Raw genomic sequence first — 18,989 nt, forward strand, 5'->3', positions numbered from 1 at the left:
GTCAGGTGTTCAGCCAGTATAGTGCAATGGACTGCTCAGTCTGGGTTCGTCTTTATAGTCCAGATGACGCGGCAATGCTCTGGCACTCCCTGAAAGCACGGTTTCCTCCATATCCAGATCATGGGTCAGCAAGCGCTCGGTTTCGTCGCTCACCAGTCCTTCATGCCGCATGCGGGTCAGGGCTTTGCGTTCGGTTCGGAGCAGGTGGAGGCGCAGGGCCGCTTCAAACCGCCGTCTGGCCAGAGCCGTCTCCCGGTGTGCTGCATCATGCGTGGTGGATGTATCCTCATCATGTCGTTTTTCGTCCTGCGTATCTTCCAGTAACCTGAGCCGGAAGCGATACTCAGCAATCAGGGCCGCAGTGACTTCCGCACGCTGCTGTGCTGCCGTTTCATCCAGCTGTTTTGTAACAAGGGCGGACTGGCGCTCCATTTCAGCAATGGCCTCAAGAGCCAGTAGGCGGCGCACCTCATCTGCCTCCCTGTTTACCGGATCGCCCCCATCATGCCGGAGCGAGCGGCTCAGGGCAGGCAAAAGCACGGCGGCCAGCAAAAGGGAGGTAATAATGACCCCCGCAGCAAACGTAACTAACAGGTCCCTCATGGGGAATTCCGGCATGCGTCCTGCGCAATGGGGAGGGAGAGAATACCCGCCAGTGTTACTGCGCCACGTACGCCGCCTATGGTCATGGCCGCTGTCTCCATAAACGGAACCGGGACAGGTTTGTGGCCACGGGCTTTTGCAATCAGTTCGCGCCCGCCACCAAGAAGAAATATCCATACCAGCCGCAGCAGAAGCAAAACGCAGGTCAGCAGCACAATAGTGCTGATCAGGGACCATGTGCTGTCCCCTGCCTTGTTGGCCATGTAAATGCCCTGCTTGGCAATATCGGGCAGTTGCAAGCCCAGAAGCAAAAAAACCAGACCATTAAAAACAAAGGTAATCATTTCCCACACTGCACTACCACGCAGGCGTGTCGCGGTTTGTGCTGCCCCAAAAACGCGGCTCTGGTTCAGGCTCAACCCGGCACTGACCGCAGCGAGAATGCCCGACAGCTCCATGTGTTCTGCCAGCAGGTAGGCGGCAAACGGCAACAGGGTCATCAGAGTGATCTGTGTTGTCGGCTCATCAAAACCATGGCGGGAAAGAATACGATTGACGAAATTAAAGCCAAAGGTGAGCACGATGCCCACAACAATGCCCCCCACAGAAACCAGCACAAACCCCACAGACGCATTAAGAACAGAAAACGTGCCGGTTATGGCTGCGGCAACTGCAAATTTAAAACAGACAAGCCCCGATGCATCATTAAGCAGAGCCTCGCCATGCAGGATATGTAAAAAACGTCGCGGAACATTGTCGCGTCTATCATGCCCCCTACTGCTACAGGATCGGTGGGAGAAAGAATGGCGGCCAGTGCAAATGCCGCAGCAAGAGGCACAACAGGCAAAAGCCAGTGAATAAAATAACCACCGACGAGCGTACTAAAAATAACCAGCCCAACAGCCAGTAATAGAATAGGCCAGCGCAACTCCCGAAAATCACGCAGGGGCATCAGATAAGCATCTGAAAAAAGGAGTGGCGGAATAAACAGTAAAAGAAAAGTTTCAGGCTCGAACTCTATGTGCAACCCAAGGAGTGATGCCACAACACCGCAGGTAATAAGCAGAAGTGGTAGGGGAACTCGCAACAGCCGTGCGACTGGCCCAGATACGGCAGTAACAAGTAGCAGCAGAAGAACGACTGAAGTTATATGCATTATTGGGCTCGGCCTGCTTGATCTTGTTTTGTTGATGATCTTCTTTCCAAAAAATATGTTTGTCCATATAATTCGACCCATCAAAACCAGTTTTCATGAGAAAAATATCAATTTTTTGTTGGTATTTTACGAACTGAACTGGTTTCAGACCTGCCAAGAATTTGATCATTTTGTGACAAAAGCTGTAAGCCAGAATACTGGCTGATAAAGACAGCGGGAACTCATGCTCAACACGCTGCGTTCGTGCCTTATCAGTCACGACAAGAAGGTGCGCCTGACTTGGCGTATGGTGAACAGGTGCGCTATGGTTTAGGGTCTCAAACTAATGCGCAATCAGAGCCTGCGGATCAGTTTTTTCCATTCTTCCGTGGCGCATGAATGATTATGAGTGTTTATTTTATAAGGACATGCACAGTGGTTATAGCTCGCAGCAAGCGTTTTGTTCTCCTCTCATGCGCAATGGCTTTGCTTCCGTCTCTGGCACATGCGGCCGACACGGCTTCTAGCACCCTTGTCGGTACAGATGGAGCAACCCATGGCACAGTCACGATTACCGATGCCCCTAAAGGCGTTATCCTAAGGGTGGAGGCAAAAGGCCTGACACCGGCTGGCATGGCATGCATTTCCACGAGAAAGCAGCATGTGATGCCCCCAAATTTACAAGTGCAGGGCCACATGTCCATGCCAGCACACCGGTCGTTCACGGTCTGCTCAACGCAAATGCGAACGATGCAGGCGATTTGACCAATGTGTTCGTCGGGCCAGACGGCACCGCTACGGTCGAACTGTTCTCACCCCTCGTGTCCCTCAAGGCAGGGAAGGGGAAACCTGCATTGCTTGATGCGGATGGCTCTTCGCTTGTCATCCACGCCCACCCTGACGATTATCAAAGCCAGCCTATTGGTGGGGCAGGGGACCGTGTGGCCTGCGCGGTCATCAAATAATAACTGCACATACCTAGCAAGCATGAGCCTCAGTGGGTCTGCCGCCTTACATGGCGGTGGTCAGGCCCACTGAGGTCAAGAAAAATACACGCTCCCCTCATATATCCGAAGGAAGTCGGTTGTCTCATGTCAGGCTGTGCGGCATGAGAAGGCTTACAAACGCGTATCTTCAGTTTTGCAGGTAGTCATAATGTCAGAATACACCCCTATCGGCCTTGGTCATGAGGCCACAACCACAACGGCCTTGACCCACTCGGGCAACTTCCATGTTGACGAGACACTGGGTTACGTTGTGTTGCATTATGCGCTTGCCCCGATGGGAGATTTGCGTGCCCGTATTCTTGATGGCACATCAGATGACTGCCTGAAATTCTATCGCTCCCGCAACCCTGAGCAAATTCAGGCCGCAGATATCGTTTTTGACGTCGGTGGCATTTATGACCCCACCAAGGGGCGTTACGACCATCATATGAAAAACAAGCCCCTGCGCGATGATGGCACCCCATACAGTGCAGCAGGACTGCTGTGGAAAGACTATGGGAAGGCTGCCGTGCGCAACCTTGTTAGAACACAGGTTGATGACGCTACGATTGCAGCAATCTGGCAGAGCATTGACAAATCATTGGTCGTGCCAATCGATCAGGATGACAACGGCGTCGCCAAAATGGGCAAATTGTCTTTAGCTGATATTGTCTCCGCTTGCAGTCCGCCGTGGGATACGGCAGAGCTCCACGGACCAGAAGAAGCCAAACGGCGTGAAACATTGGGTTTCGCCAATGCAGCCACTGCGGTTGCTTCCCATCTGGTCAACACCATTGACCGTGTCCGTGCCAGCTTAAAGGCCATGGATCGCGTTCTCTCTTCTTACGCTGCGGCAGAAGATAAACGTATTCTGCTTATGGACACGGGCATGCCCACCGAAAAAGTTATTTTCGAGCATGACCTGCCTGTAATTTATGTTGTCTCTCCTACGGGGGGAGGGCAATGGAATGTCAAAGCTGTGCCACCAGAACGTGGAGCTTTTGGTCAACGCATCTCCCTGCCAGAAGCGTGGGCTGGGCTGGATGGGGCAAAACTGGCCGAAGCGTGTGGTGTCAGTGATGCAGTATTCGCCCATCCTGCGCGTTTTATTTGTGGGGCAGCCAGCCGGGAAGGCGCTTTGACCATGGCAAAACGCGCGCTGGAAATTGATGCGGCCCTAAAGCAACAAGGCTAAGCTATTACGCGCTCCTCCTGCCTCAGGCTTTAAATGCTATGGAATGCCGTTGTTGTTCTCCTCCCGGCATTTAGCGCCTGAGCAATAGTAAAGCTGAGCATGACCCGTAACCGCTACTACACCGGACCTGTTACCGACCATTTTAACGGGTCTCGGTTTTTTAACCCCGATCAGGTGTCCACCGATCGCTCTTTACGCGACATCTGGCAATGGCGGAGGACTTCCCAGCCCGCACAATGGCCAACATCCGTGGCTATTAACTCTGTTGTACCAGAAAAAAATGTAGCTGGGCTGCGTGTCACCATGGTTGGTCATGCAACTGTGCTTATTCAACTGGCAGGGGTGAACGTTCTGACCGACCCTGTCTGGTCAGAGCGGGCTAGTCCCGTGGCATGGGCAGGCCCAAGGCGGGTTACTGCTCCGGGCGTGGATTTTGAGCACCTTCCCCCCATTGATGTTATTCTCATCAGTCATAACCATTATGATCACCTTGATCGCACAACGCTCCAGCGCCTTCATGCGAGCCATGATCCGCTGATAATTGTACCGTTGGGGAACGATCATATTATCAGAAAAATTCTGCCTCACGCACGGATCATAACAGGAGACTGGCACGATCAGGTGGAGGTCAATACGACACTCAAAGTTACGTTGACACCAGCATACCATTGGTCTGCCAGAGGCATTTTTGATAGGCGCATGGCCCTGTGGGCTGGCTTTTGGCTGGATACACCAGAACAAAAACTCTGGTTTGCGGGAGATACAGCCTATGGGGATGGAGCGATCTTCCGCGATCTCCACACCCGGTATGGCGCGCCGGACGTCGCCCTGATTCCCATAGGTGCATACGAACCGCGCTGGTTTATGTCCGGGCAGCACGTTAATCCACACGAAGCCGTGCGAATATATAAGGACATACATGCCACGCAGGCGCTGGGTGTTCATTGGGGCACATTTCAGCTGACAGACGAGGCCATACAAGCCCCCAAAGAAGCCCTTATGGCTGCACTTCTGGCAGAAAAATGCAGTTTGGATCAGTTCAAGGCGGCTGAACCGGGAGGGGTTTATCCATTTGCCTGATCAGGATATCCGGGCATAAATAACAACATTTATCGTGATATAAAAAAACAACGATTTTCAGAATTATATAATTGACTAGCGTGGAAATATGGGTGATACAAAACCACACGTTAACAGCGTGGCAAGCAAGGAACTTAGCAAGATGTCAAACCCGTTTGGTCGAATGTGTCGGCTTGGCCGATGTAGTGATGTTGCCAATACCAACACCTGACCAGTGGGTTTAATTGCCTTCTGGGTCAGATATTGCCCAGAAGGATTAAAATGATGTTTGAATCACGTATTATTGAAATCAATGGCACGTTTGTTGGTGCGATTATTCTTGAAGAAGACCGCCGTACCCGTCGCTTTTATGCTGCCCATGAAAGCGTTCAAAGCCTGCATAACAAGCGCTATCCCAGCGGGCAGGACCTGCGGACTTCTGTTATCCGTAAATTCAAAACCACTCTTGAACAGTATAACCAGAACATAGCCTGAGCAGGTGGTGCGTTCCGCAAGCTCTGTGCCTGCGGTATACGCCGTGCTTTTCCCATAACCATTTCATGTGCTCTTTAGGTAAATTTGGATAATGGTGTGTTTCTCATGTTTTGAATGATGCGATTCCAAAACAAGGTATTCTGTTTTGTCGAATTAAAGTATGTCCAAATGAAAATTTTAAGTTCTGGGGGAACTTATGGCTGTGTCTGTCCGGGCGAGTATTCTGTTAACAACAACGGTTTCTAGCCTTTTTTTGCCTTCCGTCGCCATGGCTGCATCATCAGACGCTGAAAATGCAGCCCTAAGGCGCGAAATTGCCGCAATGCATCGTGAGATGATGGGAGAAATCCATCGTCTGCAGGCGCGTGTCGACAAATATGAACATGCCTCAGCACAGCAAAGCCATAGGGTTACCCGTAAGCCCCATACGCTGATAGCCGGGAATGAGGATGATGCTCAGCCCCGGTTCAGGGAAGACCCGGTGGTGCCTGCGCGCACTGGGCCGCGTAGCCCCAACGAAAGCCGCATAGCCCTGCCGGAAAGCCCCGTACAGTCATGGGGTGCATTCAAGGCCGCTTCTGCTCGGGACGAAAGTGTGGATGTGGGCGGAATCAAGATCGGGTTCCCCAAAGGTCGCCCAACCATTGCGTCTGACGATAAAGCCTATGCTTTTTCCATTGGTCTTCTGGCGCAGGAAGATTTTGGTGGCTTTATGGGCGTTGGCCAGCGTGGACATGAAACAGCAGGGAATTTTAACAAATTTACCGAAAATGCCCGTCGTCTTCGCCTTTATCTATCCTGGCGCTATAAAGACTGGGTTGTTAACGTAACGCCAGACTTTGGTGCTAATAACAGTGATGGTAACGTAAGCCTTTTCGAGGCCAACCTGAACTACACGGGATTGCATAACACCACCCTGACTGTCGGGTATTTTCAGCCACGTATGGAAGAAGACAGCGCAGAGCGCTCCGGTGCGTTTGAGTTTTTGGAACGCCCGACTATTGTTGATCTGGTGCGCAACATTGCCGGTGGTGTTGGGCGGTTTAGTGTTGGTGGTGAACATTACGAAAAACGCTGGCTGGTTGCGGGATATTTTACCGGACAGAAGTATGGTGATCGCACCAACACAACCTCAATCACAGACAGCCAGACAGGCGGTGTGTTCCGAGCCACAGGTCGGCCTTATGTGTCCAAGAATATTGATGTGCATGTTGGTGTTGGTGCAACAGCAGCCTTTAAGGTCAACCAGACAAGCAGTGGCAGAAATTATACGGGACTGAAGGACAACCCCGAGGTGCCGCTGGGCGAAACCCAGTTGCTGACATCTGGTGCCTTAACCAATATTTCCCAGGTCTGGGCAGCGGGGCCACAGTTTGGCTTCCGGTATAAAAAATTCCTGCTCAAGGGTGAATATTATCACATTGGTGTGCAGCATGATAACGTCGCAGGGAATGCGACCCTGCCATCCCTCAACTTCGATGGCTGGTACGTGGCTGCCAACTATACACTCCTCGGCCATGGACGAGGATATAATGAAAAAATCGGTGCCTTTACGACCCCTGGCGTCGAATATGACTTTGACCCGGCAAAAGGACACTGGGGAGCGCTGGAAATCAGCGGGCGTTGGAGCGTAACAGACCTGCGCACATCAGGTGCCACGATTAACAGCGCTGGCACCCTTGTGGCAGCTGACGGCAAAACGGCTGGGAATAAACAGACTGTCTGGCAAGGTGGGCTGAACTGGTACCCCAACCAGCACATTAAAATCATGCTTGATTACACGCATTTCAGTGTTTCAAGCGCAGCAGGTGTCAGCACGGACCTGCTGGGACGGAGTGGCAATGCGGTTGTCGGTCGTGTGCAGGCCGCTTTCTAATTTGATGGTATTATCAAGGAACAGGCTTATGAAACAGAATAGCTTTTCTCAGATCCGCCGCGCCGTTCTTAAAACAACGGCTGTTTTGGGTGCTTCTCTTCTTGTCGGGCTTCAGGCTTCGGCCAGCTACGCAGAATCTTATCATCTGCTGAATGTGTCCTATGATCCAACGCGTGAACTTTATGCCGATGTAAACAAGGCATTTGGCGCCCAATGGCACAAGGAACACCCTGCGGATACCGTGAGCGTCAAGTCCGCGCATGGTGGTTCGGGTGCGCAGGCACGCTCCGTGCTTGAAGGGGCTCCGGCAGATGTCGTAACCCTTGGACTGGCTTATGATATTGATCTGCTGGCCCAGCATGGCCTGATCGCGGCAGATTGGCAGAGCCGACTGCCTCACAATGCAACACCATACACCAGCACCATTGTGTTTTTGGTCCGCAAGGGTAATCCCAAGAACATTCATGACTGGCCCGATCTGATCCGTGATGGGGTGCAGGTCATTACTCCCAACCCCAAAACCTCGGGCGGGGCACGTTGGAACTATCTTGCTGCATGGGGTTGGGCGCTGCATCAGAAAGATGGTACGCCAGAAACAGCCAAAGCTTACCTTAAAAACCTGTTCAAGCACGTGCCTGTGCTGGATACGGGTGCCAGAGGTGCGACAAACAGCTTTGTACAGCGTAATCTGGGCGACGTGCTACTGGCATGGGAGGACGAAGCCCTGCTCGCTGCGCGGGATATAGGGCCAGACAAATTTGAAATTGTTGTTCCCTCCCAGACCATTCTGGCAGAGCCCCCGGCTTCGGTGGTGGACAAAAACGTTAAAGCTCATGGCACAGAAGAAGTCGCCAAAGCATATCTGGATTTTCTGTTCACCCCCGAAGGCCAGAGAATTGGTGTAAAGCATTACTTCCGCCCGGTTGACCCTGCCATTCTGGAAGAAAGCAAAGCATTGTTCCCCAAAGTGGACACATTTGATGTTAAAAGCCTTGGCGGCTGGACCACGTTGCAAAAAGAGCATTTTTCCGACGGCGGCGTTTTTGACAGCCTCTACAAGTAAAACAGGCTCATGCGCCGCACCTAATGGTGCGGCGTTTTTTATTTGTGTTTATTCAGAATCAAGAACGGTAAATACAAAGGATGTTGGCGTGCCTATGGGCACAAAATGCCATGTAAATTCGAGTGACCCTGTGTCCGCATTAACATGAAAAGACGTAATGCAATCACTGCGCTGATTGGCCACAAATACGAACTGACCAGACGGGTCAAAGCTTAACGCGCGTCCATAATCTGCATGTGCCCAGACCTCATCAAACAAGGTAATGGAACCATCTTCATGCACCTTAAAGCAGGCTATGGCATTACCCAGCCTGTTGGTCACATATAAAAATTTGCCATTTGGATGCAAAATAATTTCAGCCGCAAGTGTGCTGCCGCGGAACTGGGCTGTCACTGTTGATGCTGTCTGTTTAACCTGCATGCCCCCTGTCTGGACGTCATAATCAGCCACAACAACACGAGAGTCCTGCTCACCCAGAATGTAAATAACTTTTCCATCATGGCTAAAGCAGAAATGACGGGGAGCAGAGCCAGGCTCCATGGCCAACCATGGTTTTGCTGCAGGTTTTAAGGTGCCGCTCTGCATATCAAACGACCACACATAAACCCTGTCCAGCCCAGCATCACAGGCCAGAACAAATTTTCCGCTTACATCTGACTGAACCATATGCACATGAGAGGCTGAATGATCGCTGACCGCATAATTACCGGGAGGATTATCTGCTGCCCGCTCAGGCATTTTAGGCCCGGTGTTATGCACAAGATCAGTCAGTAGGCCCAGACTGCCATCTGGCTGGATGCGCATAACAGCAGCACTGCCACCAGTATAATTGGCAATAAACAGATATCGCCCGGATGGATGGACACTTAGATGTGCCGGGTCCGCTCCACCGCTACTCATGACATTTAGTTTTGTAAGAACACCTGTGTGGCGGTCAACCCTGAAGCTGTAACGGAGCCCGTATGGCCGCCTTCAAAATCACTCATTTCGTTTACTGTGTACAAAGTGTTCTGGTCAGGCGACAAGGCCAGAAAAGACGGGTTATCTGCAGGAGTTACATGCCCCAACTGCGTTAGAATGCCATTTTGGGCATTCATTTCAAACAGCGTAATACCTGTGGCATTACTTTCAGCCGGACCGGAACGGGTATAACCACCAACATAGCATAGAATGCGTGGTCCCGATTTTTTTGCCGCCTTATCCGGGTTAGCCCGAGGCAAAGCGGCCTTGGGAATGGGCGCAGGCGGTGGCGCGCTGTCGGCCAGCACTTTGTCAAAGGAAGACGACAGACCAATACCCACAAGCGAAAAGCCAAAAATCCGGCGGCTAATCATGTTCTGTTTATGCTTCATGGGGCTTATAGTAAGAGGTCACGCGCATTTTTCCAATATCTATTGGAGCTGAGCATTGAGCGACCCATATGCAGCATGACCTTTTGGGCAGAAAAGTGTTATTTCTGCGTTGTATTGTTATGCCACTTTTTTAAAGCATCCAGAGTTTCTGTTACGTGCTGCTCTGGATTATTGCTGGTAAAGCTCAGCAAAATAGTGCCATCAGGCGCGATAACATAAGACGTGCGCTGCGAAAGCAAAGTCTGATGCGCGGTATTGACCGAGTGATACAACACAGCCGTAAGAGCCCCAGGGTCAGCCAGCACAGCAAAACGGTCCCGACATTCAACTTTTGAAAACTCGGCAACCCTGTCGGTGTTACCAGCCGTTATACCCACCAATGTTGCGCCCTGAGCTTTGAACTGATCTGCTGCCGCAGCAAAATCATGTGCCTCCTGTGTGCAACCTGCCGTGAAGGCGGCTGGAAAAAAATAAAGAACGACTGGGCCTTTAGACAAAGCGGCCCTTAGGGAAAAGGTCATGCTTTTCCCCGCTAGCGCTCCTTCAAGTGTAAAATTTGGTGCTTTTGCCCCCTCAGCCAAAGCCGCACAAGCCGGTCGGCTCAGAGAGGGCAGGCTGGTTATGCAAAAACCGGCGGCCAAAACAGGTATGAAAACTTTTGGATAAAAGAGTTTTCCAATCATGATGTCTGTGCTCCGCCCATGCATTCCAACGGCAGTTCTCAGCCTGCCCTGATTTAACTCTGCTCCTGATCTGCCATAGCTGTTGAGGCAACATCGGGATAAACAGGTGCAGGCCAGAATGTTGCTGCTATGGCGTTTTGTAAATGGCTGATCTGGTTTTGTATCCAACTCATATAATCATGCAGACCACGGATAATAATCTCTTCCGCAGTCTGGTCCTGTAAGCTTGCGCGGAGTTCTGCCACACATTCCCGCAAGGGCGAACAAATCTGACGCAGGTTATCATGAACTGCCAGTAAGGCCAGCGTCTCATCTATCTGTCGTAAATTTGTACTGAGCGAACGTGGGAAACCATCATTTTTAAGCAAAAAACCAACAATATTGGCCGGAGTCAGTGTTACAGGGCGCAAGCGCCGGAAAGCATGGTACGCAGCGGCCGAACGCAGGACAGATGTCCACTGCGTCAGATCAATATCTGACCCCGGCGCTTCGGAGCGGGGGAGAAGCATATGGTAGCGAATATCAATCAGTCGCGTAATCTGGTCACTCCGTTCCAGTGCTTTGCCAAGCCGGTAAAACAGCCATGCCTGATCGCGGTAGAGTGTGCCTTCGGCAATACCAAAATGAGTTTGGCAGTCCTGCCGAACACGTGTGCACAACTCAGCAAGGTTATGCTCTGTCATGTCTCCGTTTTTGAGATTGAGCAAATTGCGTGAAAAAACATTAAGCTGCGTCCACAATTCAATGGACACAAGAGGACGTAAGGCCCGCGCATTTTCGCGCACAGCCTGAGCGAGCGAAACCAGCGAGGACGGGTTGCGGCTTTCTGTTACGTAAAACGGTACAATTTCAGCATGCTGCGCAGAGGTATGAAGCTGCTCGAATAAGCACTCGTCCGAGTTGATCGCCAGAATGGAATCCCAAGCGGTCTGCCCTTCCGCATTACGGACAAATGTTTCCGTAACTTCCAGAAGTCGGGCCAGATTTTCCATGCGCTCCATATAGCGCGCCAACCACATCATACATTCCGCATAACGGGACAGGAGAGGAGTGGGGGAAACGATCATCATGATGCCATGACCCATGTATCTTTGGAGCCGCCCCCTTGGGACGAATTGACCACCAGAGAACCCTTGCGCAGGGCAACACGCGACAAACCACCAGGCAGAACCCATACGGACCGCCCGGTTACAGCAAAAGGTCTGAGGTCAACGTGGCGCGCTTCCACCGAGTTACCGCACAGTGTTGGCGTTACAGACAGGCCAATTGTGGGTTGGCTGATATAGTTGGCAGGATTGTCCTGTAATTTCCGGGCAAAGTCATCCAGCTCGGCCCGAGTTGCCTGTGGGCCTATAAGCAGCCCATATCCGCCCGACTCACCCACGGGTTTAACAACCAGCTTATCGAGGTTTTCCAAAGTATAGGCCAGCCCTTCCGGTTCAGCACATATATGGGTTTCCACGCTGTCCAGTATGGGGTCTTCATTAAGGTAATAACGGATAATGCGCGGCATATAGGCATAAACGGCCTTGTCATCCGCAACGCCCGTACCCAGTGCGTTGGCCAGCGTGACATTGCCGCGGCGATACGCTTCTACAAGTCCGGGTACACCAAGCAGGCTATCCGCATTGAATGCAAGAGGGTCCAGAAATTCGTCATTAAGACGTCGGTAGATGGCGTGAACTGGTTTTGGCCCCATGACCGTACGCATGAACACCTTATGGTCATGCACAAACAGATCTTTACCTTCCACCAGAGGAACACCCATCTCCCGCGATAAAAAAACATGTTCAAAATATGCGGAATTGTAAATTCCGGGGGAAAGGAGAACAACCTGCGGGTCATCAACCCTTCCGGCGCAACCTCACACAGTGCATTGTGCAGCCGTGGTCCGTATTCCTCAACAGATCGGATTGGTAGCCCTGATGCCAGATCAGGCATGAGCCTGAGCATCATATGCCTGTTTTCTATAACGTAGGATACACCGGAGGGTGTGCGGGCATTATCCTCCAGCACCAAAAAACGGCCTTGCTGGTCACGAATAAGGTCGGTGCCATTAATATGAACGTACACTCCGCCGGGAACATCCAGCCCGACCATAGCCGGGCAGTAATTGGCATTTTGCAGCACCAGTTCGGCTGGGACCACACCATCATTCAGGATATGCCGGTCATGGTAAATATCATGCAAAAAAAGATTGATGGCCCGAATACGTTGCTGAACACCACGCTCGATATGCTGCCATTCATCCCCGGTAATAATACGGGGAATGGCATCAAACGGCAAAATACGATCAATAGCCTCGCGGTCAGTATAAACGGTAAAGGTAATACCCATTCTATAAAGCTGAGCTTCAGCAGATGCTGTACGGTTCTGGAGTTCCTGTATCTGTAGTGTTGAAAGCCGTTTTTTGATGCAGTCAATAATGGGAGGGGCGGGCGTTTGCGGTTCATCAGTTCGCAAAAAAATCGGGAAGTAATGTAGTCGTCCAGCAATCCATGCGTTGGGGGAGGGGCAAGGTGTAAAGCATTCGTCATAAAGGCCTCCCATCTGGCGTGGTGGACTGAATCTGGAGACAGGTTCCGCGCGCCAAAACGTTTCGATTATGCATTAACGGAGCAGGATTCAGAGCGTTTGCCAAGCACAAAATACGTGCTCGCATTTTGTTTGGACAAACCTGCATGGGTCCCTTGCACGCGGTGCAGAGAGTGCTATGGTTTTGCACTAAATTATTGTTCTGATACCACAACAGATATCAGCCGTGCAGTGCGTTAGGTCACAAAAAGGGCAGGACCGTATTTCTGATGAGTTCACACGTCACGCTTCTGCATCGGACCTGCTACCGTTATGACCGCCCTGTGAGCATGGGGCCACAGACCATCCGCCTACGTCCCATGCAAGCCAGCCGCACGCCCATTGAATCCTACGGGCTACACATCAGCCCCAAGGGGAGTCAGCTCCGCTGGGAGCGTGATTCCTGCGGTAATGATGTAGCTTGTGTCGGCTTTTCCAACCGTCTGACGCATTTTGATATCGAAGTCTCTCTGGTCGCGGATATGACGGTCTACGACCCATTACTCCAAACCTCTTCAGATGATGCATGTGAGGACTTACCTTTGGCGCATTACCTGAACCAAGCGGATTGTGCACCGGAAGTTATGGATTTTCTGGCCGACTGCCCCAAAAGCGCGGGGGAAGACGCGCTGGAGGACATGATGGCCCTTAATGAGGCCATTGCCAGCCGGGTTGCGTATCAGCGACGTCTGGAACCGGGCATTTGGTCTCCAGAGCAAACATTACGCAACGGTACCGGCTCCTGCCGCGACAGCGCTTGGCTCTTTGTCAATATGGCGCGGTGCAGGGGATATGCTGCCAGATTTGTATCTGGTTATCTTATTCAAAGTGCTCCAACGGCCGAAGGAGCAGAGCTTCTTACTGGGGATCTGCATGCATGGACCCAGATTTTTATACCCCAGCGGGGCTGGATGGGGTTTGACACGACCTCTGGACTACTGGCGTGTGAAGGACATATTCCTCTGGCTGTTGCTGCCATGCCGGAAAATGCAGCACCTGTGTCTGGCCTACTGGACCGCTGCGAGGCAACATTTGATGTATCCATGCAGGTTGAACGCCTGTTTACATAAGACCCGTAAGAACCGCTGAACAGACAAGGAGAGGGCGGGATGAAGCGCTTTACCTGCCAGTCTTGCGGACAACTACTTTTTTTTGAAAATACCCGCTGTGACCAGTGTAACTCTCCACTGGGCTATATGCCCGAAACGGCAAATCTTGCGGCACTCGTGCCAGTAGGGCAGGGAGCCTGGCGCGCGGTGGGGTGTAATAATAGCGCGGAAAACCACGTCTTCTGTGCCAACCATGCTTATGACGTATGTAACTGGATGAGCCCCAGCGCACAGGATACAGGCGCGTTTTGTTTTGCTTGTCAGTTCAATCGGGTAATACCCAACCTGAACATACCGGGGAACATGGAACGCTGGCGCAAGCTGGAAAATGCCAAACACCGCCTTTTTTATACCATTTTACGACTGAAACTGCCTGTTAAAACCCGTCAGCAGGACCCGCAAGAGGGGCTTGTCTTTGACTTTCTGGATGATTCAGCCGATGGCTGCCTCCCAATCATGACAGGGCATAGCCATGGCGTGATTACCATAGCTGCCAAGGAGGCAGATGACGCATACCGCGAACGCATGCGCGTGAAAATGGGCGAGTACTACCGCACGCTCCTTGGGCATTTCCGGCACGAAATAGGGCATTATTACTGGAACATGCTCATCCGCGATGGCGGCCGACTGGAGCGGTGTCGTGCGGTATTTGGTGATGAGCGACTGGATTATCAGGCCGCTTTACAAAACCATTATGCGCGTCTGCCACCAGATAACTGGCGTGAAAATTATGTCAGCCATTATGCCATGTCCCACCCATGGGAGGATTTTGCAGAAACCTGGGCGCATTACTTTCATATTGTCTCCACATTCGAAACAGCCTTGTCCTACGACATGACCATTGGCGCCCCCCCTAATAATGCACAAGCCATTCCTGCCTCTGGGCGTGATCCCTACCTACATATGCCGTTTGATGAGATCATTCGGGCATGGCTACCCCTGACCTACGCAGTGAACAGCCTCAACCGCTCCATGGGGTTAGCCGACTTTTATCCTTTTGTCCTGACCACGGGGGTCCGCGCAAAGCTGCGATTTGTTCATGACATTGTGCGCGAGGTGCAGCGAACTGGGGATTAATCTAGCAGTTTTAGTGGAGCTGGATTTGAGAATAGAGGATTTCATCGTTCAAGGTGACGACAATGTTTTTTGCCCGGCGGGAGAACATGACAACGCGTTGTGTCTGGGTCAGGGGTACAAAAGGGGCCTGCTGCATGATCTGCCGGTCAACATCAGCCCAAACGTGATTGCTGGCAGATCTGTCCGTCAGCGCCAGCGTGGCGGCCTTGTGCATCAACTGGTCAATTTGTGGGTCACAGAACCCTGAGTAATTGGGGGAATTGTCAGAGTTGGGGTGGAACGTCTCGCACGAGAACAGAGTTTGCAGGAAGCTGGAGGCCGAGGGATAATCCGCATTCCACCCGGCAAGGGCAATCTGATAATGGTTCCGAGTGTTCTGGATGTAAGTAAAGGCTATGGCCGGGCTAATACTGCGTACTGTTGCCTTGAATCCAAGTGTGTCCAGAGTATAACGTATGTCTTCCGCAGTGGCGCTTCCGTGTTGTTCGGATGGTACAATAATAGTCACTTTTTGCCCTGCCATCCCGCTTTCTTTAACCAAGCGCCGGGCGGCATCCATGTCGGGCTTGACCCATTTTTCCGCAGGGTGCGTAGGCGATGCCCCCAGAGTGTAAAAACAGAATGGTTGATACTCGGGCATACCGCTGGGCAAAATCTGGCATAGAGGAGAAGCAACAGCAGGCCCCCACGATAAATAATCATGGCATGCCGGTTTACCGCATAATTCAACGCCTGACGCACTTTAAGAGAGGTAAAAGGGGGTTCATGCACGTTCAGCATGGCAAAGTAGGACAGAAGTGGCGTGAATATCCGCACCTGTCCAGCATAGCGCCCACCGACTTCTCCCAGACGGTCGAGGGGAATATTGTCATACATCCAGTCGGCCTGCCCATTTTCCACGGCGGTTACGGCTGATTCGGCATCCATACCAAACAAAATACGCACTTCGTCAGAATACGCGGCGGGCTGCGCATCATGCGACCATTCATGGAAAAAAGGGTTTCGCTCCAGGCGCAACATTGTCGTCGGGTCATATTCCGCAATACGATAAGGCCCAGTACCAGCTATGGACGTATTGCCCATATCGGTCGCAGGTGTGTCTGCTGGCAAAATGGCTGCATGCATCCATGCTAGACGGTCCAGAAACTCGGGATCGGGAGTGCTGAGGTGGAATGTAACCTGCCGTGTCTGCGCATTGGTTTCCACCCCACCGGCCAATGTGCACGCTGCTGGCTTTTCCAGGCAGGCCTGTGCGCCAATAATGGCCCCGTAATATGGCCCGGCAGTTGGACTGCCAACCTTGAACAGACGCCGGAAGGATGCCGCCACATCCTCAACTGTTACAGGCTTGCCGTTGGAGAAAAACAACCCGTCGCGCAGGGTCAGCCGGTAAGTACGCCCCCCGTCTTCTGGCGCGGGAACAGCCTCGGCCAGATTGGCAATCACGGGATGCGCAGTTGCCCCAGCGAATTTTGGGTATGCCAGCAGGGTATCATAAACAGGTGTTTCAATCATTTTAGTCAGGGCGGTATAGGATATCTGCGGGTCAAGTGTGCCTGAATCACTTTGCGCCAGAATGCGCAACGTACCCCCTGCATGCCCATCGGCCGGAGCCTCTCCGGCCTGCGCTGCGATCGCAAAATTCAGCATCAAGCCAAGCATAGCAGAACAGGACAGAATAAATGGCAGGCGATGGATCATGCACCCAGTATGCCGCGCTTTCTCTCCACGTTCAAAGTGGAAATATTCCCACACCTAAGTTGGCGGTTTTCCAGTCCGGGCATGACGGGTGATGATAGCAGCGGGAAAAGCAAAGACAGATCATAAAACGGTCACACCCGAGCCGTGCGCTTTACGTATAGGGTGGGTAGCACAGCAAGAGGAGGCGAACATGTCTGTTCATCAGGTGGTGCCAACTGCACAGGCGCAAACCCCCGACCGTTGGCGCGAAGCTATTCGGGAAAGGTGGCGCATGACATTGCTGAGTGCATGGGAGCGGGAAGAAAATGCTGAGGGTACCGTGCTGGTGGCCTGCGCAAGGAAGGTCGCTTTTGTGCGACAGAAGCCACGCAGGCTCAGGAACAATGCCGGGTGTGAATGATTTGCTTAAGGCGTTTATCCCGCTATAATTCTATATTGAAAAAACACTTTCATAAAAAACATGGGCAATAATGCGCTTGAGTGCTTGCGTTTACCCGACCAAAGTCATAAGAGGAAGCGCCAAAGGTCGGGTGACCTGAGGCAAGGCTTTGCTACTGGGTTAACCCGCCACGTTGTAATTCAGCAAGGGTGCCCGCTGCATGACTTCCTCCCCCTACAGCCGTGTTACTGAAGCGCTGGCGTTTGACGATGTTCTGGTCGTCCCGGCCGCTTCCGATGTCGTGCCAGGCCAGACGATGGTGCGTACACACCTCACGCGCTCCATTGAGCTTAACATCCCCCTGATTTCCTCCGCCATGGACACGGTCACCGAAGAACGCATGGCTATTGCCATGGCGCAGCAGGGTGGCCTTGGCGTTATTCACAAAAACCTCAACCCCGAAGAGCAGGCCGAGCACGTACGCCGGGTCAAGCGATTTGAGTCAGGCATGGTGGTCAACCCCGTTACCGTCGGTCCGGACCAGACACTGGCTGAGGTGCGTGAGATCATGCACCGTCACGGCATCAGTGGCCTGCCTGTTGTCCAGCCCGGCACCCAGAAGCTGGTCGGCATCCTGACCAACCGCGATGCCCGCTTTGCGGTGGACCCCACACAGCGTGTTTCCGAGCTTATGACCAAGGACCGTCTGGTCACGGTTAAAAACGGCGTTGATCCGGATACGGCCCGCCAACTGCTGCACAAACACCGCATTGAAAAACTGCTGGTTGTGGACGATGCAGACCGCTGCGTTGGTATTATTACCGTAAAGGATATGGACAAGGCGGTTGCACACCCTCTGGCCATCAAAGACAGCATGGGCCGCCTGCGGTGCGCTGCCGCAACCGGCGTGGGGGATGACGGGTTTAACCGTGCCAAATTGCTGATTGATGCCGGAGTGGACGTGCTGGTGGTGGATACCGCGCATGGTCACTCTGCTGGTGTGCTGGCCGCTGTGGAACGGCTGAAGGCGCTGGATGAGGATATTCAGGTCATTGCCGGTAACGTTGCAACGCCAGAAGCCGCGCGGGCTCTTGTGTCCGCCGGGGCTGATTGCGTTAAAATCGGCATTGGTCCGGGGTCAATCTGCACCACGCGCATTGTTGCCGGTGTGGGCGTCCCGCAGTTTTCTGCTATTCTGGAAACATCTCTGGCCTGTAAAGAGATGGACGTGCCCTGCATTGCAGATGGTGGTATCCGCACCTCGGGGGATATTGTCAAGGCCATTGGGGCCGGGGCAGACGTGGTGATGATCGGCTCCTTGCTGGCTGGCACGGAAGAAGCACCGGGCGAAGTGTTCCTGTATCAGGGTCGTTCCTACAAATCCTATCGGGGAATGGGCAGCCTTGGCGCATGGCGCGTGGCTCAGCTGACCGCTACTTCCAGCAGGAAGTCAAGGATACCCTCAAGCTCGTGCCCGAAGGGATCGAAGGGCGCGTGCCGTACAAAGGCGGTATGGCCGCTGTGATTCATCAGCTTGTCGGTGGGTTAAAAGCCGGGATGGGTTATACCGGCTCGCGTGAGATCAGTGATCTTCAGGTGCGCGCCAAGTTCCGCCGTATTACCGGCGCTGGCCTACGTGAAAGCCATGTGCACGACGTCTCCATTACGCGTGAAGCTCCCAATTACCGTCAGGACTGATCAG

16 protein-coding genes and 4 pseudogenes are annotated in these 18,989 nt (G+C 52.6%); 10 read left to right on the forward strand and 10 right to left on the reverse strand.

Going from position 1 to position 18,989, the window contains the following annotated elements; all coding sequences use genetic code 11:
* Nucleotides 1-9: 9 nt before the first annotated feature.
* The 4 genes from JCM25146_RS20595 to JCM25146_RS22795 are packed head-to-tail and all read right to left on the reverse strand — an operon-like array spanning nucleotide 10 to nucleotide 2,018.
* Nucleotides 10-603, reverse strand: a complete 594-nt coding sequence (locus JCM25146_RS20595) for a cation:proton antiporter (RefSeq protein ID WP_051543986.1) — start codon at nucleotides 601-603, stop codon at nucleotides 10-12.
* A complete protein-coding gene (locus tag JCM25146_RS20600; RefSeq protein WP_369347400.1) occupies nucleotides 600-1,334 on the reverse strand; it encodes a cation:proton antiporter domain-containing protein in 735 nt (244 codons plus the stop codon). The genes JCM25146_RS20595 and JCM25146_RS20600 overlap by 4 nt, the downstream gene beginning before the upstream one ends.
* A complete protein-coding gene (locus tag JCM25146_RS24435; RefSeq protein WP_277909545.1) occupies nucleotides 1,259-1,690 on the reverse strand; it encodes a cation:proton antiporter domain-containing protein in 432 nt (143 codons plus the stop codon). Before JCM25146_RS24435 ends, JCM25146_RS20600 begins: the two co-directional genes overlap by 76 nt.
* Nucleotides 1,608-2,018 carry a hypothetical protein gene (locus tag JCM25146_RS22795; RefSeq protein WP_199897699.1) on the reverse strand — a complete coding sequence of 137 codons (411 nt, stop codon included), beginning with the start codon at nucleotides 2,016-2,018 and terminating at the stop codon, nucleotides 1,608-1,610. The genes JCM25146_RS24435 and JCM25146_RS22795 overlap by 83 nt, the downstream gene beginning before the upstream one ends.
* A gap of 200 nt (nucleotides 2,019-2,218) precedes the next feature.
* Here JCM25146_RS22795 and sodC point away from each other — a divergent pair.
* From sodC to JCM25146_RS03675, 6 genes and pseudogenes are all read left to right on the forward strand, one after another.
* A pseudogene (sodC, locus tag JCM25146_RS16960) lies at nucleotides 2,219-2,703 on the forward strand (superoxide dismutase[Cu-Zn]).
* A gap of 190 nt (nucleotides 2,704-2,893) precedes the next feature.
* Entirely contained in the window at nucleotides 2,894-3,919 is a 1,026-nt protein-coding gene (locus JCM25146_RS03655; RefSeq protein WP_025825969.1) for an MYG1 family protein, read from the forward strand.
* Between the two features lie 99 nt (nucleotides 3,920-4,018).
* Nucleotides 4,019-4,999, forward strand: coding sequence for an MBL fold metallo-hydrolase (locus JCM25146_RS03660; protein WP_025825971.1), 981 nt, complete (start codon nucleotides 4,019-4,021; stop codon nucleotides 4,997-4,999).
* Between the two features lie 264 nt (nucleotides 5,000-5,263).
* Nucleotides 5,264-5,473, forward strand: a complete 210-nt coding sequence (locus JCM25146_RS03665; protein WP_025825973.1) for a hypothetical protein — start codon at nucleotides 5,264-5,266, stop codon at nucleotides 5,471-5,473.
* Between the two features lie 196 nt (nucleotides 5,474-5,669).
* Nucleotides 5,670-7,349, forward strand: coding sequence for an OprO/OprP family phosphate-selective porin (locus JCM25146_RS03670; protein ID WP_025825975.1), 1,680 nt, complete (start codon nucleotides 5,670-5,672; stop codon nucleotides 7,347-7,349).
* Between the two features lie 28 nt (nucleotides 7,350-7,377).
* Nucleotides 7,378-8,412, forward strand: coding sequence for a sulfate ABC transporter substrate-binding protein (locus JCM25146_RS03675; protein WP_025825977.1), 1,035 nt, complete (start codon nucleotides 7,378-7,380; stop codon nucleotides 8,410-8,412).
* A 48-nt stretch (nucleotides 8,413-8,460) separates the two neighbouring features.
* On the opposite strand, the pseudogene JCM25146_RS16965 reads toward JCM25146_RS03675, so the two are convergent.
* The 4 genes and pseudogenes from JCM25146_RS16965 to JCM25146_RS16970 all read right to left on the reverse strand — a co-directional run bounded on the left by JCM25146_RS16965 (nucleotide 8,461) and on the right by JCM25146_RS16970 (nucleotide 12,984).
* Nucleotides 8,461-9,746: pseudogene (locus JCM25146_RS16965) on the reverse strand (lactonase family protein).
* Between the two features lie 116 nt (nucleotides 9,747-9,862).
* The gene (locus JCM25146_RS03685; protein WP_051543996.1) at nucleotides 9,863-10,447 is read right to left on the reverse strand and encodes a peroxiredoxin; all 585 of its coding nucleotides are present in this window, start codon (nucleotides 10,445-10,447) and stop codon (nucleotides 9,863-9,865) included.
* Nucleotides 10,448-10,500: 53 nt separating this feature from the next.
* Complete coding sequence (locus JCM25146_RS03690; protein ID WP_081774743.1) at nucleotides 10,501-11,532, reverse strand: alpha-E domain-containing protein; 1,032 nt, start codon at nucleotides 11,530-11,532, stop codon at nucleotides 10,501-10,503.
* A pseudogene (locus JCM25146_RS16970) lies at nucleotides 11,514-12,984 on the reverse strand (circularly permuted type 2 ATP-grasp protein). Before JCM25146_RS16970 ends, JCM25146_RS03690 begins: the two are co-directional and overlap by 19 nt.
* A gap of 267 nt (nucleotides 12,985-13,251) precedes the next feature.
* Between JCM25146_RS16970 and JCM25146_RS03700 the strand changes: the two are divergent.
* Together JCM25146_RS03700 and JCM25146_RS03705 are read left to right on the forward strand one after the other, a co-directional pair.
* Nucleotides 13,252-14,091 (forward strand): transglutaminase family protein, encoded by an 840-nt coding sequence (locus tag JCM25146_RS03700; protein ID WP_025825982.1) that lies wholly within the window; start codon nucleotides 13,252-13,254, stop codon nucleotides 14,089-14,091.
* A 39-nt stretch (nucleotides 14,092-14,130) separates the two neighbouring features.
* Nucleotides 14,131-15,207, forward strand: a complete 1,077-nt coding sequence (locus JCM25146_RS03705; RefSeq protein ID WP_025825984.1) for a zinc-binding metallopeptidase family protein — start codon at nucleotides 14,131-14,133, stop codon at nucleotides 15,205-15,207.
* Between the two features lie 10 nt (nucleotides 15,208-15,217).
* On the opposite strand, the gene JCM25146_RS24440 is transcribed toward JCM25146_RS03705, so the two are convergent.
* Nucleotides 15,218-15,766 (reverse strand): ABC transporter substrate-binding protein, encoded by a 549-nt coding sequence (locus tag JCM25146_RS24440; RefSeq protein ID WP_277909541.1) that lies wholly within the window; start codon nucleotides 15,764-15,766, stop codon nucleotides 15,218-15,220.
* Nucleotides 15,712-16,908, reverse strand: coding sequence for an ABC transporter substrate-binding protein (locus JCM25146_RS24445; protein ID WP_277909542.1), 1,197 nt, complete (start codon nucleotides 16,906-16,908; stop codon nucleotides 15,712-15,714). Before JCM25146_RS24445 ends, JCM25146_RS24440 begins: the two co-directional genes overlap by 55 nt.
* A gap of 190 nt (nucleotides 16,909-17,098) precedes the next feature.
* Between JCM25146_RS24445 and JCM25146_RS03715 the strand changes: the two genes are divergently transcribed.
* Together JCM25146_RS03715 and guaB are read left to right on the forward strand one after the other, a co-directional pair.
* Nucleotides 17,099-17,308 (forward strand): hypothetical protein, encoded by a 210-nt coding sequence (locus JCM25146_RS03715; protein ID WP_025825986.1) that lies wholly within the window; start codon nucleotides 17,099-17,101, stop codon nucleotides 17,306-17,308.
* A gap of 199 nt (nucleotides 17,309-17,507) precedes the next feature.
* Nucleotides 17,508-18,985: pseudogene (gene guaB / locus JCM25146_RS16980) on the forward strand (IMP dehydrogenase).
* Nucleotides 18,986-18,989 lie beyond the last annotated feature (4 nt).

It is taken from the genome of Acetobacter okinawensis JCM 25146 (genome assembly GCF_000613865.1).
Lineage (GTDB): Bacteria > Pseudomonadota > Alphaproteobacteria > Acetobacterales > Acetobacteraceae > Acetobacter > Acetobacter okinawensis.